Genomic DNA, 16,260 nt, shown 5'->3' with positions numbered 1-16,260 from the left:
ATGAAAAATAAATATAGCTTTTGGTCACTATGCAAAGTTTACGACAAAATTGAAGTTCCCATTATTCAGCGAGATTATGCACAAGGGCGAGAGACGATGGAGGTTGTCATATTACGGGAAAAATTTATCAATGGATTTCTGATCGAAGCGCTTCTCGATGGGGAAGCAATAGAGTTAGACTTTGTTTATGGGTCGATCGTTACCGAAACGAAAGGCGATTTCAGGCAAAAAACATTCATTCCTCTCGATGGCCAGCAAAGGTTAACGACATTGTTTCTACTTTATTATTTTGTTGCTGTAAAAGAGGGACGTTTGGCGGAAATTAAGGGCGTTCTGTCTAGATTTACCTATGAGACGAGACCTTCTGCGCATGACTTTTGTGAGAAGCTTTTAAATTCTGAGTCCGTGAAAGAAATCAGCAACATAAAAATCGATATTCAAGATTCGATTTGGTTTAACAACGAATGGGAGAATGACCCGACGATCTCAGGGATGTTAAACATGTTGGATACGTTCGCAAACAACAGGAAATTAGTCAATGCACCAAAAGGCATATTAGATCGATTAATCGACGAGCATCATGAACTCATTTCATTTTACTTTACTGACTTAGAAGAATTTGGATTAACCGAAAATCTCTACATCAGAATGAATGCTCGGGGAAAAATGCTAACAGATTTCGAGAACTTCAAATCGGAATTCTCCAAAATAATCCGCTACGAAAACAGACTTCACGAGCAAGTAAAAGATAAGATTGAGTATGCATGGGTAGACAATCTTTGGGAATATAAAGAAAAGGATATATATACTATTGATGCGCCCTTTATGGCTTACCTGAGCTTTGTTACCGAAATGCTCTATTTTTCCAACGCAGTGTATAGATCGCCTAAAACCTACGAATCTAACTTCCTTTCTTTTAAGGTATTAAAAGATATTTATTCGATCGAAGAAAATTTAAATTTTCTGATTTTTGCTTTCGATTTTATCGATGACCTGAAAAATAATCAAGAACCACTCTTATGGGATGGGCAGTCGCTTCACGGAATATTAAAGGATATTGTTTCCAACAAACGAGACACCGTGCAGATGTTTATTTTGTTTATGTCCATAAAATATGCCTACGCAAATAAACCATCGGAAAATCTTTACGATTTTGTTAGGGTAGTTAGGAACCTTATTTCCAATACAGATGATAACTCGAGACGTGAATGGCCAAGATTACTGCATTCATTAAGTAACCTTATTTCGGATGAAAATGTTTATAAAGTTTTATTGGAATTCGTTGATGCTGAAGCTTTAATAGGATTTAATGTGGACCAGCGAAAAGAAGAAGTTTTCAAAGCAAAACTTATATTAGCATTTGATTCGGCAAAAGAGCGAATATTTAAAATCGAAGATCATACGAATCTCACGGGAAGGATTACCAATCTTCTTAAGGCGCCATTCACCTCTAACGCAGAAGATTTCAAACAAATTAATTTAAACACGCTAGAATATACTGATTTAGAACTAGAAGCACTGTCTTCCATTTTCGAAAGCTACAAGATAATGGCCGTCAATGATTTCAACAACATTTGGGGGAATTTCTTGACAACCAGCCTCTATTATCAAACGCCGGATTCGAGGTTAATGTACAGTGGGTGGAAACGACATCCCGCCATAATTTTATTTGCCAAAGAGCTATCTAGAAAATCCCCGGAAATGAAGCTTAGTGATTTTGTTGTGCAGGAACAAAAAGATTTTGTATTAAAGCTGGCTAAACAGTACGACGATTTTTCCTTAATTCGCAACGTTAAAGAGCAATTGTATTTATACTATATAATAGGTGAGCGCATCTACAATCACAGCTACGCCAATTTTTTTAAAAACGGTAATTATAACATCGGTTGGCTAGCTAAAGAATCGGGGTATAAATCGCATTTCACGCAAGGTATAAAAGACTGCAGATATTTTCCCGTTACAAATCCTGTTTTCCAGTTTTACAATCAACAGTTCCGATATAATTTGGGCATCAACAGAAACAACACACTTGATGTTGAAATAGTCGGTGGTAACAAGAAACGAGACCCGTTCCAATTGATTCTTGAATGGGCCTCAAATTAATAAGGAGCACACTATTTTGACTTACCCGCACAATTTAAATGGCGCTTTGATCTGACATCGCATCAGCACAGAACCTTCCCGTTTTTTCGGGAAGGTTTTTATCTAATTAACAAAATATACTGCTGAAATTGGTGAATAAGATGCACGAGGGCTTGGTATTAATTGGGTAGACTGAAATTATATGAGCACATGGCTATTTGCTATGCTGCAACTAGCACTTTCGCCTCAACCACAGTACAAATTGAGCAACAGAAAAGCCCATCTTTCTATAGGGCCGCTGTAGCCCGTCTATTGAAGTAGGCCAGTTCCAATTCGGCCAACGTAGCTAGCCCCTCCTTTTCCAATAACGTTTTGGCATGGTTGATCACTTCGCGATACTCCTCGATTTTCTTAAACCTAGTCCAAGGCTCAATAGGCTTCATCTTAAGCTCTTGCTGTATAATACGGTCGACAGGAAAATGTGGCGGCGTGGCTATCTCGCCTATACACCAATGGTACTTAAGGTAGAGATTTAGCAATTTTTGGCTGATGCCGACGTTCAATGCGTCGGCCACAAAGAGGCTGCTGCTGGTACGCGAAAAATCAATAATGCGCAGTATATTATGCTCGTGCTGCTCTTCAGAAACCTCCACTTTATATGCCGGAAGGATATGCTGGTCAATAAAATTTTTGAGTGCGCTGCGGAAAGCTGCTTTTTCTTTTTCGGAAGCTGTTTTATGGTAGCAATTGGCCCGTTGAAAAGCTCCCTGCACGGAAAGCATCCAGAATTCATTGTTTAAAAATCTTTTCATCAATAATGATATACGAGGTTAACATTTATTTAGGAGCAGTATACCATGCTATTTGGGACAAGGTAATTGCCTAATTTGATAGCGCAGCGAACTACACGAAGGTATAGATTTGGCTGGGCGGAAAGAGCAAATTTAAAGCCTTGGGTTTAATTTTAAACAGCGGCCCCTTCTCTACTACCCTGCCCTGCGCATTTCGCTTAATAAGATGGTCTAGCGTGATAACGCCCTGATCGAGCAAGATATCAAACTGGGAGACAATGGGTTTTCGGGTATGCTCTACTTTCTTATAGATAAAATGCTCCTGACCATCGATCAGCAATGATTCCGCGGCTATCCAGAATGTTTCGTTATGTTTTTCGAGCAATCGTTTATGCAGCGTTTCGAGATCCCAGACCACAAAGTCGCCAACGCCGCCCCGTGTAGCATGCTCTATCAACTGTTGCAGCTTGTTATCCAATCGTAGGATGAGCCCCTGTGAATTGGGTAGCAGCGTAGAGACGGTACAATACAGCTTAAAATCTTCGCCCCGCTGATAACCAAAGGCATCCAGTATTTCTGCAGAGCTATGGAACCGGCTGTTGCTCCAATCGGGCACCTGCGCAAACAATGTTTTTCGATTGCCTCTTTTATCTCGAAAAGACTTCAGCTCGATGCCCTTATAGTCTGGCTGCTTGGACGAATTGATACCGATGCCGAGCAGATTTTCCAAGGTTCGCCCCACGGCGGTATCGGCCTGCAGCAAAGCCGGAATGGGACCTAAAGCAGCAATCTTGTGCAAGGCGCGCAAAAGCTCATCGGCCACCATGCGCGAAGAGGCATTGACCGCAGCAAGCAATTCCTGCAGCGGATTGTGGCTAGGCTGGGCCAATAGTGCATGCAGATCAAGCTGCGTGATGTTGATTACATACAAAACCTGATCAAAGGCAAGGACAGCCAATACATCATGTGGATCGGCATAACTAGCAAGCCCCTTGAACCAGATGCGCGGATCGCCCTGTTTTGTTATAGGGCGATAGAGCGAGGCTAACGAAGCGCGGGTTGCATCGGGGTAGATAAGCACCGATTGCACCTGCACCTTGCTGGTGGGCCCTTGCTCTTGCTGCATATAATCGTGCACGTTTTTTTCTTTCAAATAGCTTCGCAGCGGCAACGTGGCATCTAAGATCGATTTACGTAGTCCGGTGCTGGTAGGCTCGATCAAGGCAACCTCGGCGGACTTTTCCGTCAGCAGTTGTAAGCGATCAATTTCCGTAACTGTAAGCTGTCGCATAGCTGCCTTTAATCAATATATTTAAGAATTTCCAAGGCTACCGCTCTAGCCATGAGTGGAGGCACGGCATTGCCCACCAAGGTGTATTGTGGCACCTCCGTTTTACGTTTGTTGCCCCCTGTTGATCGTTTACCCTGAAACACAAAACTATCATCGAAAGATTGTAAACGGGCCATTTCGCGAACGGTCAACGCCCTAGGGCTGTGAAAATGTACATAATCGTCGGGAATGGTCATTACCGTAGGGCTTTGGCCATCTACCTTCAGCACGTTGTAATTTCTTTTGTCCGAATCGAGGCCAGCTTTCTGCAGTGCCATTTTCGCTTTTTCGTAATTACCGGTTTTCAAGATCAGCTCCAATCGCTTTACCACATCCGGATTTTGCTTGCTGGTTTTATGGTTTTGCAGCGGCGCAACAACATGGGTAAGCACATTGTCCAGCTCATCAAAGTTGCGCACATAAAAGGGATTCTTCGCATGCGCGAATCGACCGTTTAAACGCCCGCGTTTTGACCACTCGGCATAGGTTAAACCGCCTTCTGCCGATGGTTTGCCATCAATAGCCCTACTCTTTACCAAAGATTTCAGCATGGCTGTACTGCCGTTGTACTGCGATTTAAGGTCTATATCCTCGTAATTGAATTTCTCCTCATCGTTACCAATAAAGTTGAGATCGTAAAGCGCTTCAAACACCGTTACCTTATCTTCGGGGCGCACCGTAGGGGGCACCGTTTTGATGAGGGCTTGATCTTTACGGCAGCCAATGAACAGGACACGCTCACGATTTTGCGGCACACCATAATCAGATGCCAAGGCCAGAAAAGGCTGCTCGATATTGTAAAGCCGAATATGGCTGAGGATTTCAGCCAACTGATCACCCAACTGATGGGCTTTTGCAAGGCTACTTAAATCCTGCACACATTCGTCAAACGAGTAATTGAAAATTTCGAGGGCGAGTATAATGTCGTCTACCTCCTGCTTAAATTGCAGGGCAGGATTAAGCGCTAAGAAGGATTGATGAATCTGTGCGATAATGGATGTGGGCTCGATGGATGATAAGAAATCATCAAACTGAGGCGCGAAGAAGTCGTTGTCCAAATCGCTATGGTTCTTTTCTTGAATTACCTTTTTGCGCACGTAGGCCAGCTCTTTGGCACGCTTCAACAGGTTAAAACCATGCCGAATGGTGCTGAAATTTTTATCGGTCTTGCTGGTTTTGTAATCGGCAATCTTCGGTGCCAAGGCCTTGAACTTATTTTCAACATGCTGTATATACGTTTCACGTAACGCATCGAGCTCCTTGTCGATCACTTTTTCGAAGTTAAGGCGCTGCAGATAGCAGTCGAGAATAAACTGCTGATCCACACATAGCTTCTTGAGATTGGCCACAAAATAGATCAATTGATGATATTCGCGCAAATCGATAATGGAACGGATCTCCTGCAAGATCATCTCTTTAATCTTCCCTCCCTCTTTGGTCAATATGCCTTTTACATTTTCCATCACGAAATACTTCGGACGAAGCATCTTGATCACGTTTAGGTAATGGGCAAACAAATCATCTTTCTTATCAAACTTCTTTCTTTTGCCTGCCAGGCTAAAACTCTGGCAGGGAGGTCCGCCGCACACCACATCTATCGTTTGTCCATTCACTTTCTGCACCAAGTTGTCCAGAAAATCTGGCTCTGTAACATCTTGGCGCAGAAACTCGGCATCCAAACCCAACTGGTGGTTGTAACGGGCCAAGTGGGTAAGTTCGCAATTCTCGTTGATATCGCTCCCCAACCGGAAGTCGTAATAGCGTTCTGCTGTTTCCGCCTGTAGAAAACCTTCGCTAAATCCGCCCGCTCCAGCAAACAGATCGATGAAGGCGACCTTTTGCATCGCTTGATATTTTTGCGGCTCTTCGCACATCAGCTTTAATTCGGTATTTTGTTTTCGGTTCTCGATGAGTTGTGTCAGCAATTCCTTTACGCGCTTGTCTGTGAGCTGTGCGTGCGGGGTGCTTTCCATATATTTGTTGACCTCGCTTTTTAGGAAGGTCAAAAACTTGTTGATCGATGCATGGCTGACTTCCGTATGCAATACCACTTGATTTTTATTATCCCAATCAACTTTTTGCACTTTCTCGCCGGTAGAAGCTTTGATTTGCAAATCTTTCTGACGAATGAATAGATGAATGGGACAAAGTTTACCTTTATCAGCCTTATCTAAATAAAATTTTATACTCACCATATTACGGACAACTTTACGGACACGGACAATTTTACGGACAAAGATGCAAAACCACAAGAAGAATTTGTCCACATTGGCAAATCTGCTGTAGATCAGCAGGAAAATATGTTTAACCTAAATAATGCGCGCTCGATAATCAAAACTGTAGACGTTATCCGGCTTATCAGCTATGCTCCACTCGGCACTTAATTGATCTATCTCCCTTACAAATATACTAATATTTTTAGTATAAAATATACTTCCCTCCGCTTTGCCTATTTCAATACGTGAACCATGCATCATTATAAAACGGAAACGACCAGATCAGTAACCTGCACAGCACAATTTTAAGAAAATAGATTCTACGATGATTACCTCCAGAGTTTCCGGCAAAAAGGCGTAGATTTTCGAGCCGCCGGATAATGATTATTCGACTGATTACCGAAGAAAATCTATTGACGTTTTAAGGTACCTTAATCAAGTATTTTTAATTTTACACCATCAAGAAGAAAACCTAACATTTCTTTTAGCAAAAATATTGCTATATTTATCGTACAATTATAATAAATTACGATGGAAAACAAGCAATTACCACAGATTAAGCTGGTCGATATAGACAGCCTATGTTTTGACCCCGACAACCCTAGATTCATGCAGGAAGAGCCCGACCACACTGATCTGAACCTGATCAGGATGCTGGATAGCAGCTATAAACTATCCCATTTGATGCGTAGCATTATCTACAATGGCCTCTTGGTAACCGAGCCCTTGATTGTGGTGCCGCAAGGCGAGCAATGGAAGGTGATTGATGGCAACCGACGCTTGGCCGCGCTGAAGATTTTGGATGATATCGACACCTATAAGAAGTACCTGTCAGAGGACATCTATGACTATGTTGCCCACAACCTGATGGTGAAGCAAACACACGTGCCGGTGATGGAACTGCAAGCAGATGATGAAGCCCTATGGAAAACACGCGTATGCAGGCACATGGACGCAAACTGGGAGTGGCCATTGCTAAACCAGAGCGCCTACGTCACTCATTTAGTGGACGAGGTAGGCATTTCGATTGCCCTGCTAAGCAAATGTGTGAGCATGGATGAAGGTTCATTCGACTTTTATATTTTACCGATGCGCATTATCCTGGCACTAGAAGAAGACGGCAGATGGACGCGATGGATGAACGCGAGCGGAAGCCAGGACGACGTTACGCTGTTCAAAGCCTGCAAGTACCCAAACTTGATGAATCACGTGGGCTGGAAGAACGATACAAACCCCGATAATCTGAACCTAGACCATGCGGTAGAGCTCATGTATTGACTCTTTGGCAATAAATGGACGAACACCCCGCCCCTGATCAAAGATCGTGATATCGACCTAGATGTACTGGATACGATAGTGAGCGACAAACAATCGCTAGACAGGCTTCGCGAAACCGGCAACTTGGAAGAAGCCGCTGCAGAAGCGATGGAAGGTAAATTGGCTTTCCACCGCAACCTACTTAAAGTTCACCAAAGCATGCAATCCACGCACTTAGAAGCATTGAACCTCATTATCCAGATAACCAAGCAAAGCAAGTAGTCAAATGGATACACGCGACAGCCGACCTCTTGATTCGGGAGTTGGAAGGCTCATAGGGATTGGCCTTGCCTTTGCAAAATCCAGAAATGTGGAGCGGCCACGTTAAAGATCAATTATGAACTTGCTGTGCGCGCCTTGTACGCCTCAAATCTCTTGGCGAGCAAACTTTCCAAATCGTCTACATAGATATGTAGCAGCTGCATAGGTAAAAGTACGGGCGTACCCGAGCCTTTGTAATTTAAGCGCATAAAAAATTTGGCAATGGGATCACGGGTTGCTTCTATAAAATCGGAAGGTGCATGCAATTGGATCGATATCATCGTCATCGACTGATCTTGCCGCTGCCCAATGCTTTTCACTTGCCCCCAGTCTATAAATCCGGCACTGGCCACATTGGTAAAGTCGTAAAAACCTTCATCGGTGATGATTAAAGCTGTTTTTTTAAAAAGGAATTTAAACAAGGACAATACATACCCACCGAAGAAAAACAAAAAGCCCATGACCCCAACTAAGGAAATGAAATAATCACTGGGCGCGACGCCGGAGTAGAAAGAAAAAGGCTTTAGCATCATCCATGCACAGACAACACCAAAAAATATGCAGCTCAATGAAAAACCAATTTTCCGCTTCAAATTAAAAAAAACATATTCCATAATCTTATCAATAAACTTCTTCTGCAAACCAACTTCCGCCCATTTCACCAGCTATACCGCCATTAGCCCTTCTTAACCATACACAGGGCGCAGTACCAATCGTCTCCCCCTCCCCGCCAATGCCTATTTCCACCAACCATTCACCCGCCCCCCTAAGTAGAAGATGGTGCCCAATGTCAAGACGATAGACGAAATGACATAGCATACCGCAGCTACATAAAATCTACCCCGACGCCGCTCGCCCAATAAATAACTTTTGGTGTTCACCAGATCATAATTGGTGATATAAAAATACCGGAGTAGCAGCAGCAAAAAAATAGGCAGTACGCAAAATAACACCATTTGGTAGCGATAATCATACGGATTGTGATCCACTACACCACCGTTATACAAAACAAGGGACACGAACATGATATTGAAGGCAAAGACTAGCGTAACCAAGATTACGCCACTAATCTTGAACATGTCCGGTTCTCTTTTTTTATAAAAATCGCAACACACCAGATACAAAAAATCGAAAAAACTCATATTAAAACACAAAAAATCAATACATCATTTCACCAATATGCTACCCTATATCCTTACCTGTCACAAATACCAATCCCGCATTTGGCATAAAAAGTTTGACAACACACGGATAGAATACGTTATGAACTTGCTATGCGTGCTTTATACGCCTCAAATCTCTTGGCCAGCAAACTTTCCAAATCGTCTACATAGATATGCAGCGCCACCATGGGTATAAGTACGGGCGTACCCATTCGTTTGTAATTTAAGCGCATAAAAAATTTGGCAATTGGATCTCGGGTTGCTTCTATAAAATCGGAAGGTGCATGCAGTTGGATCGATATCATCGCCATCGACTGATCTTGCCGCTGCCCAATGCTTTCCACTTGCGCCCAGTCTATAAATCCGGCACTGGCAAGGTTGGAGAAATCGTAGAAGCCTTCGTCTGTAATGATTAATGCCGTTTTTTTAAAAAGGAATTTATACGACATCAATACATACGTGCAAAAGAAGAAGAGAAAACTCATGGCTCCTACCAAAAAGATAAAAAAATCACTGTGCACGACACTGGATTGAAAAGAAGAAGGCTTTAGCATCATCCATGCACCGACGGTTATAAAAATTAGGCTTCCAAATGAAAGAACTATTTTCCGCTTCAAATTAAAAAAAACATACTCCATAATCTTATCGATAAAATTTTATTAGCCTATTGTCCTAGCTTGGAACCTTGATTATAATGGGTATTGCAGGAGATCTGTTTATGCATGTGGACAGCAGCTAGAGACATACAGGCCGCAGCAGCATGACCTGGCAGGCTTCGTTCGACCTGGTGAGATGGATGAGTCATCGGTTAATTAGTAAAGGTTTAGATGCAAAATAAGCATTTTATCAAGATCAGTCAAGAGGTATTTATTGGTATTGCGTAGTGGGTTTTGCGTAGGGCAGTCAATCCGCTAGAGCGAGTTGGTTGCTTGTTCCTTCGGGAGGTTCCCCTCCCTTAATCCCTTCCGCCGCTCGCCGCGGCAGGGCATCACTTTTGAAGGCCAAATTGATCAAAAGCCTTTGTCTCCTTGAAGTGCTTCGTCGCACGGGGCCGCCCTGCGCAAAGCACCCTGTTTGGCCGAAGCCGGAATAACGCCGCCATCGCTTTGGATGCGATGTCGACATGATTCCATGCTTGCCCTGCCCTCGGGAACCCCCAAACATGCTCTTTGCCAGCCAGCACTTGCAAGGAGACCCAAAAGTTCCGTCGCACGGCGTCTTTTATCAAACGGCTATCGTTCGCTATCTTACAGTATTGCGATCTTACGAAGATACCCCAGTTATAGCACGTCACTTTATCACCCTCTCACTTTCTCACCTTATCACTTTATCACCTTTTCACTTTCTCACCCTCTCACTTTATCACCTTTTCACTTTCTCACCCTCTCACTTTATCACCTTTTCACTTTCTCACCTTTTCACTCAAGGCACAATAGCTTTAGCATAAGGCGAAAATCAGCAGCACGCTCACTATCCCTTCTGCCCCTAATTAACGGCAATGTCGCATCATTTTTGTTGCGTCTGTATAAACCTGCCTATGCACTGCCCCACAAGGATGCAACAAAAATCAGCGACGAGGTTTTGGTTACTTTTGCCTTTCAAAAGTAACGCCCCTGTCCCGGGCTTAGGGACAAACCAGTCCCGGCTAGGGACAAAAAGGTCTTGCTTGTGGCGTCATGCTACGCAGGTCGCTATTCGCTGGCGCGAGCTTGCGGCTCTCACCTTCGGGAAGTGCCCTCCCTTAACCCCTTCCGCCGCTCGCCGCGGCAGGGCATCACTTTTGAAGGCCAAATTGATCAAAAGCCTTTGTCTCCTTGAGGTGCTTCGTCGCACGGGGCCGCCCTGCGCAAAGCACCCTGTTTGGCCGAAGCCGGAATAACGCCGCCATCGCTTTGGATGCGATGTCGACATGATTCCATGCTTGTCCTGCGCGCGGAACCCCCAAACATGCTCTTTGCCAGCCAGCACTTGCAAGGAGACCCAAAAGTTCCGTCGCACGGCGTCTTTTATCAAACGGCTATCGTTCGCTATCTTATAGTATTGCGATCTTAAGAAGATACCCCAGTTATCGCACGTCACTTTATCACCCTCTCACTTTATCACCTTTTCACTTCTTCACTCAAGGCACAATAGCTTTAGCATAAGGCGAAAATCAGCAGCACGCTCACTATCGCTTCTGCCCATCATTAACAGCAATGTCGCATCATTTTTGTTGCGTCTGTAGAGACGCGCCTATGCACTGCCCCACAAGGATGCAACAAAAATCAGCGACGAGGTTTTGGTTACTTTTGCCTTTCAAAAGTAACGCCCCTGTCCCGGGCTTAGGGACAAACCAGTCCCGGCTAGGGACAAAAAGGTCTTGCTTGTGGCATCATGCTACGCAGGTCGCTATTCGCTGGCGCGGGATTGTACGGCGTGGAAACGAGGGTGCTAAAGCAGGCAGTGAGAAGGAATATAGAGCGGTTTCCGGAAGATTTTATGTTTGAGATGACCACGCAAGCGTTCGCAGCTTCGAGATCACAATCTGTGATCTTAAAGGACAACAAAAAGGGGCTACGTTATGCTCCATTTTGTTTTGCCGAGCAAGGGGCAGCCATGCTATCCTCCGTACTGAAAAGCAAGCTCGCCATCAGCATCAATATACAGGTTATGCGCATTTTTAGGTGCATGCGCCAACTGCCAATGGATAATGTGGAGATCACAAAAGGAGATAGCCCAAATCAAAAACGGGAAACCCGTACTTGTCGATGTTATTATCAAACAGCATCTAGCCGGTAACGAAGAAGCATAAAAATCCGATAGACTTATCAGTTATACGCTAAAGGATTTTTAATTTTTTAATGCGTATTTTTATATTTTTTCCGTGTTTGAAAAACGGGAAGGCTTCAGAGCGATGGGCAACTCGTTTATACATCATGCATATATTTGAAAAAAGCAACATATACAATAAGATAGGGAATCTCATGGCTATAACTAAAGTGGTATGCGGTATAATTTTTAAAGGCGAGCATGTCTTGATCTGCCGAAGGAAGCAGGAAAAGTCTTTAGGTGGGTACTGGGAATTTCCAGGTGGTAAGGTGGAAGAAGGTGAATCTTATGAAGAAACCCTTGTGCGGGAGCTGGACGAGGAACTTGGACTTAAAGTAAGTATACAGCAGCCATTTGTTACGCATATCCACGAATATGCAAAAGGCACTATTGAATTGATTTCTTTTATCTGCTCAACAGCGCAAACCGCCTTCGAGCTTGTAGACCACGATCAAATCGAATGGATAGACGTTAGCCAACTTTTGGATTGGAAGCTAGCGCCCGCAGATGTGCCGATAGCGGAAGCGTTGATGGCAACGGCGTAATGATCGATAATCTATTCAACCTGAAATTCTGCGGCGACCGTAAAATTTTGTTTGGATTGTTGATAGTCAGATTTCACATAATATTTCACAATTCTGTATCTCCCTGCTTCGTAATTGATTTGGTCTTTAAAAAGGTTCTTTTCGAAATTACCGCTATCGGTTGGCTTGAGTTGCCAACCAAGATCGTTGAACATAATATCTTTCGGAGAAATCTCTTTCCATTCATTATGTGCCAAATTCTCGATCTTGTAATGAAGTCCGGTCATGATCGTATCGTCCGTATTATTGGACATGACTACTGTTACGGTATCAGGCATATGGGATAGTCTAAATACATTGGGCTTCATAGACAAGGAGACGGTTTTTTCCACTGTGTCCTTCACCTCTTGTTCATTACCTGATTGGTCTTTAATCTTGGATTGATTACAACTCGATACGAGTGTTATCGATATTATCGCTATAATAAGTTTTTTCATTTCTGCATTCTTATGACTGTCGACAAAAAACATGTAGGTCTTTTATCCTTCTATACCCTTTCGTTTTTGAAACCCGTTCCGATGGTGGGCCGTGCGTTGCGGAACCATTTCGGGAGGCCTGCTCGTCCAGCATTTGGCCATGTTCAATGTATCTGTTTGTCCTGCGCCACGACTGATGTGATGTCGGCAATTAATAGCGCTAAAATAATAAGGTTTCTCATACACATGGGTTGTCTAAATGTGTGAGGATGTAAACGGCACAGCGCACCTACACCCCAACTAAGATAGGTGTTTTTGCCCACGCTATCAACTCATTCATGTGTGGAAGTGAAAACGCTTCTGCAACGAACAAAAGACAGCGAAAAATGCCGATTAGCGATTATTTGGATACCGTAGACGTATATTGTCCCCGGATGGAATCAAAACATTTATTATCTTTAGCACAGTAAACCCTAATCCTACTCTTAGCATGAAGCAAAGTCTATTGATCTCCATATGCCTACTCATCACCTACGCCACAAGCACCGCGCAGCAGCACGCCGGACAAAGCGAAGTCAAAACGGATACGATACATAGCGAAATCTTAAAAGCCGATCGGGCTTATACCATCTACCTGCCTAAAAGCTATGATACGCAGGCTCAGAGGAAGTATCCAATCCTTTACTTGCTGCACGGCTTGTCGGGAATGAATTCCAACTGGTTTGATAAAGCTAGCGTAAAGCAAGTGCAGGATCAGCTGGTGGCAAGCGGCGAATCGGTGGAGATGATTATCGTCAGCCCGAATGCCGGAGGAAATCCGGAGACGGAGTGGAACGGTTATTTCGATATGCCGGGCTGGAACTACGAGCAGTTCTTTTTTAGCGAGCTCTTGCCACATATAGAAAGTACCTATAGGGTTATCGGCGATAAGCAAAATAGAGCCGTGGCCGGCCTGTCTATGGGCGGGGGTGGTAGTGCGGCGTATGGGCAGAAGCATGCGGATACCTTTGGATCGGTGTATGCCATGAGTGCTTTGATGGCTATTCCTGCTGATCGCCCCATTCCGCAGAACCAACCCGCGCCAAGCAAACGCCAGTTGCTCACCAAATCGGTGATCGAGAATAGCTGTGTAGACTATGTGAATAACGCTTCTGAAGCACAAAAGGAGCAGCTAAGGACCGTAAAATGGTTTGTAGACTGTGGCGACGATGATTTCTTATTGGATACCAATATCGACTTCTTGCGCGCCATGCGTGCTGCTAAAATTCCGTTGGAATTCAGAATCAGGGATGGTGGGCACGATTGGCTTTACTGGCATTCGGCCCTGTATACTTGCCTGCCATTTGTATCGCGAAATTTTCAGCCTTAATTGGGCATGATAGGCTTGCGGCAATGTCGCATCATTTTTATTGCGTTTGTAGAGACTTGCCTATGCACTGTCCCACAAGGATGCATGTCGCTGGCGCGGGCTTGCTGCTCGACCCTTCGGCAGCATCCCTGTGCTTCATCCCTTCCGCCGCTCGCCGCGGCAGGGCATCACTTTTGAAGGCCAAAAGTGATCAAAAGCCTTTGTCTCCTTGAGGTGCTTCGTCGCACAGGTCCGCCCTGCGCAAAGCACCCTGTTTGGCCGAAGCCGGAATAACGCCGCCATCGCTTTGGATGCGATGCCGCCATGATTCCATGCTTGTCCTGCCCGCGTCCCCCCAAACATGCTCTTTGCCACCCAGCACTGTTAAGGAGACCCAAAAGTTCCGTTATACGCTTTTCCTTCTCAACGGCAATCGTTCGCTATCTTACAGTATTGCGATCTTAAGAAGATACCCCAGTTATCGCACGTCACTTTATCACCTTTTCACTTTCTCACCCTCTCACTTTCTCACTTTCTCACCTTCTCACTTCTTCACCTAATACGCAATAGCTTTAGCATAAGGCGAAAATCAGCAGCACGCTCACTATCGCTTCTGCCCATCATTAACAGCAATGTCGCATCATTTTTGTTGCGTTTGTAGCAACTTGCCTATGCACTGTCCCACAAGGATGCAACAAAAATCAGCGACGAGGTTTTGGTTACTTTTGCCTTTCAAAAGTAACGCCCCTGTCCCGGGCTTAGGGACAAACCAGTCCCGGCTAGGGACAAAAAGGTCTTGCTTGTGGCGTCATGCTACGCAGGTCGCTATTCGCTTCCGCGGGCTTGCGGCTCGCACCTTCGGGAAGTGCCCTCCCTTCCATCCCTTCCGCCGCTCGCCGCGGCAGGGCATCACTTTTGAAGGCCAAATTGATCAAAAGCCTTTGTCTCCTTGAGGTGCTTCATCGCACAGGCTCGCCCTGCGCAAAGCACCCTGTTTGGCCGAAGCCGGAATAACGCCGCCATCGCTTTGGATGCGATGTCGACATGATTCCATGCTTGTCCTGCCCGCGGCCCCCCCCCCAAACATGCTCTTTGCCACCCAGCACTGTTAAGGAGACCCAAAAGTTCCGTCGCACGGCGTCTTTTATCAAACGGCTATCGTTCGCTATCTTACAGTATTGCGATCTTAAGAAGATACCCCAGTTATCGCACGTCACTTTATCACCTTTTCACTTTCTCACCCTCTCACTTTCTCACTTTCTCACCTTCTCGCTTCTTCACTCAAGGCACAATAGCTTTAGCATAAGGCGAAAATCAGCAGCACGCTCACTATCGCTTCTGCCCATCATTAACAGGGATGTCGCATCATTTTTGTTGCGTTTGTAGCAACTTGCCTATGCACTGTCCCACAAGGATGCAACAAAAATCAGCGACGAGGTTTTGGTTACTTTTGCCTTCCAAAAGTAACGCCCCTGTCCCGGGCTTAGGGACAAACCAGTCCCGGCTAGGGACAAAAAGGTCTTGCTTGTGGCGTCATGCTACGCAGGTCGCTATTCGCTGGCGCGAGCTTGCGGCTCGCACCTTCGGGAAGTGCCATCCCTTCATCCCTTCCGCCGCTCGCCGCGGCAGGGCATCACTTTTGAAGGCCAAAAGTGATCAAAAGCCTTTGTCTCCTTGAGGTGCTTCGTCGCACAGACCCCTCCTGCGCAAAGCACCCTGTTTGGCCGAAGCCGGAATAACGCCGCCATCGCTTTGGATGCGATGTCGACATGATTCCATGCTTGTCCTGCCCGCGCCCCCCCCCAAACATGATCTTTGCCAGCCAGCACTGTTAAGGAGACCCAAAAGTTCCGTCGCACGGCGTCTTTTATCAAACGGCTATCGTTCGCTATCTTACAGTAATGCAGATTGCGATCATCAGCAGCAAACTATTATTGCTTCTGC

At 45.0% G+C, this 16,260-nt stretch carries 19 protein-coding genes; 6 read left to right on the top strand and 13 right to left on the bottom strand.

The window, feature by feature from the left end:
• Positions 1–2,103: a DUF262 domain-containing protein gene (locus IE165_RS18260; protein WP_189628101.1), complete on the top strand. Its 2,103-nt coding sequence runs from the start codon at positions 1–3 to the stop codon at positions 2,101–2,103.
• A 266-nt stretch (positions 2,104–2,369) separates the two neighbouring features.
• On the opposite strand, the gene IE165_RS18255 is transcribed toward IE165_RS18260, so the two are convergent.
• From IE165_RS18255 to IE165_RS18245, 3 genes are all read right to left on the bottom strand, one after another.
• On the bottom strand, positions 2,370–2,894 hold the full coding sequence (locus IE165_RS18255) for a hypothetical protein (RefSeq protein ID WP_189628100.1): 525 nt from the start codon (positions 2,892–2,894) through the stop codon (positions 2,370–2,372).
• Between the two features lie 91 nt (positions 2,895–2,985).
• Entirely contained in the window at positions 2,986–4,164 is a 1,179-nt protein-coding gene (locus IE165_RS18250; protein WP_189628099.1) for an MvaI/BcnI family restriction endonuclease, read from the bottom strand.
• An 8-nt stretch (positions 4,165–4,172) separates the two neighbouring features.
• On the bottom strand, positions 4,173–6,398 hold the full coding sequence (locus tag IE165_RS18245; protein ID WP_189628098.1) for a DNA cytosine methyltransferase: 2,226 nt from the start codon (positions 6,396–6,398) through the stop codon (positions 4,173–4,175).
• Between the two features lie 552 nt (positions 6,399–6,950).
• Between IE165_RS18245 and IE165_RS18240 the strand changes: the two genes are divergently transcribed.
• Both IE165_RS18240 and IE165_RS18235 read left to right on the top strand, forming a co-directional pair.
• Positions 6,951–7,697: a ParB/RepB/Spo0J family partition protein gene (locus tag IE165_RS18240; RefSeq protein WP_189628097.1), complete on the top strand. Its 747-nt coding sequence runs from the start codon at positions 6,951–6,953 to the stop codon at positions 7,695–7,697.
• A 78-nt stretch (positions 7,698–7,775) separates the two neighbouring features.
• Positions 7,776–7,958, top strand: coding sequence for a hypothetical protein (locus IE165_RS18235; protein WP_189628096.1), 183 nt, complete (start codon positions 7,776–7,778; stop codon positions 7,956–7,958).
• Between the two features lie 113 nt (positions 7,959–8,071).
• Here the strand turns inward: IE165_RS18235 and IE165_RS18230 are convergent, their stop codons facing one another.
• The 5 genes from IE165_RS18230 to IE165_RS18210 form a co-directional block, all read right to left on the bottom strand.
• Complete coding sequence (locus tag IE165_RS18230; protein WP_189628095.1) at positions 8,072–8,611, bottom strand: STM3941 family protein; 540 nt, start codon at positions 8,609–8,611, stop codon at positions 8,072–8,074.
• A 123-nt stretch (positions 8,612–8,734) separates the two neighbouring features.
• Positions 8,735–9,076, bottom strand: a complete 342-nt coding sequence (locus tag IE165_RS18225; protein WP_189628094.1) for a hypothetical protein — start codon at positions 9,074–9,076, stop codon at positions 8,735–8,737.
• A 182-nt stretch (positions 9,077–9,258) separates the two neighbouring features.
• On the bottom strand, positions 9,259–9,798 hold the full coding sequence (locus IE165_RS18220) for an STM3941 family protein (protein ID WP_308434315.1): 540 nt from the start codon (positions 9,796–9,798) through the stop codon (positions 9,259–9,261).
• Between the two features lie 265 nt (positions 9,799–10,063).
• A complete protein-coding gene (locus IE165_RS18215) occupies positions 10,064–10,285 on the bottom strand; it encodes a hypothetical protein (protein ID WP_189628092.1) in 222 nt (73 codons plus the stop codon).
• Between the two features lie 549 nt (positions 10,286–10,834).
• Positions 10,835–11,173 carry a hypothetical protein gene (locus IE165_RS18210; protein ID WP_189628091.1) on the bottom strand — a complete coding sequence of 113 codons (339 nt, stop codon included), beginning with the start codon at positions 11,171–11,173 and terminating at the stop codon, positions 10,835–10,837.
• 360 nt (positions 11,174–11,533) lie between these two features.
• Between IE165_RS18210 and IE165_RS18205 the strand changes: the two genes are divergently transcribed.
• Together IE165_RS18205 and IE165_RS18200 are read left to right on the top strand one after the other, a co-directional pair.
• Positions 11,534–11,938, top strand: a complete 405-nt coding sequence (locus IE165_RS18205; RefSeq protein WP_189628090.1) for an ORF6N domain-containing protein — start codon at positions 11,534–11,536, stop codon at positions 11,936–11,938.
• A gap of 185 nt (positions 11,939–12,123) precedes the next feature.
• Complete coding sequence (locus tag IE165_RS18200) at positions 12,124–12,513, top strand: (deoxy)nucleoside triphosphate pyrophosphohydrolase (RefSeq protein ID WP_189628089.1); 390 nt, start codon at positions 12,124–12,126, stop codon at positions 12,511–12,513.
• Between the two features lie 11 nt (positions 12,514–12,524).
• Here the strand turns inward: IE165_RS18200 and IE165_RS18195 are convergent, their stop codons facing one another.
• Complete coding sequence (locus tag IE165_RS18195; protein WP_189628088.1) at positions 12,525–12,989, bottom strand: immunoglobulin-like domain-containing protein; 465 nt, start codon at positions 12,987–12,989, stop codon at positions 12,525–12,527.
• 469 nt (positions 12,990–13,458) lie between these two features.
• Between IE165_RS18195 and IE165_RS18190 the strand changes: the two genes are divergently transcribed.
• Entirely contained in the window at positions 13,459–14,337 is an 879-nt protein-coding gene (locus tag IE165_RS18190) for an alpha/beta hydrolase (RefSeq protein WP_189628087.1), read from the top strand.
• 135 nt (positions 14,338–14,472) lie between these two features.
• Here the strand turns inward: IE165_RS18190 and IE165_RS18185 are convergent, their stop codons facing one another.
• From IE165_RS18185 to IE165_RS18170, 4 genes are all read right to left on the bottom strand, one after another.
• Positions 14,473–14,691 carry a hypothetical protein gene (locus IE165_RS18185; RefSeq protein ID WP_189628086.1) on the bottom strand — a complete coding sequence of 73 codons (219 nt, stop codon included), beginning with the start codon at positions 14,689–14,691 and terminating at the stop codon, positions 14,473–14,475.
• A 404-nt stretch (positions 14,692–15,095) separates the two neighbouring features.
• Positions 15,096–15,251, bottom strand: coding sequence for a hypothetical protein (locus IE165_RS18180; protein WP_189628085.1), 156 nt, complete (start codon positions 15,249–15,251; stop codon positions 15,096–15,098).
• Positions 15,248–15,415, bottom strand: coding sequence for a hypothetical protein (locus IE165_RS18175; RefSeq protein WP_189628084.1), 168 nt, complete (start codon positions 15,413–15,415; stop codon positions 15,248–15,250). The genes IE165_RS18180 and IE165_RS18175 overlap by 4 nt, the downstream gene beginning before the upstream one ends.
• Positions 15,416–15,917: 502 nt before the next feature.
• Positions 15,918–16,190 (bottom strand): hypothetical protein, encoded by a 273-nt coding sequence (locus IE165_RS18170; RefSeq protein ID WP_189628083.1) that lies wholly within the window; start codon positions 16,188–16,190, stop codon positions 15,918–15,920.
• Positions 16,191–16,260: the final 70 nt, after the last annotated feature.

The sequence above is a fragment of the Sphingobacterium griseoflavum genome, from assembly GCF_014653155.1.
Taxonomy (GTDB): domain Bacteria; phylum Bacteroidota; class Bacteroidia; order Sphingobacteriales; family Sphingobacteriaceae; genus Sphingobacterium; species Sphingobacterium griseoflavum.
This window is presented reverse-complemented; position numbering and strand designations above follow the sequence as displayed.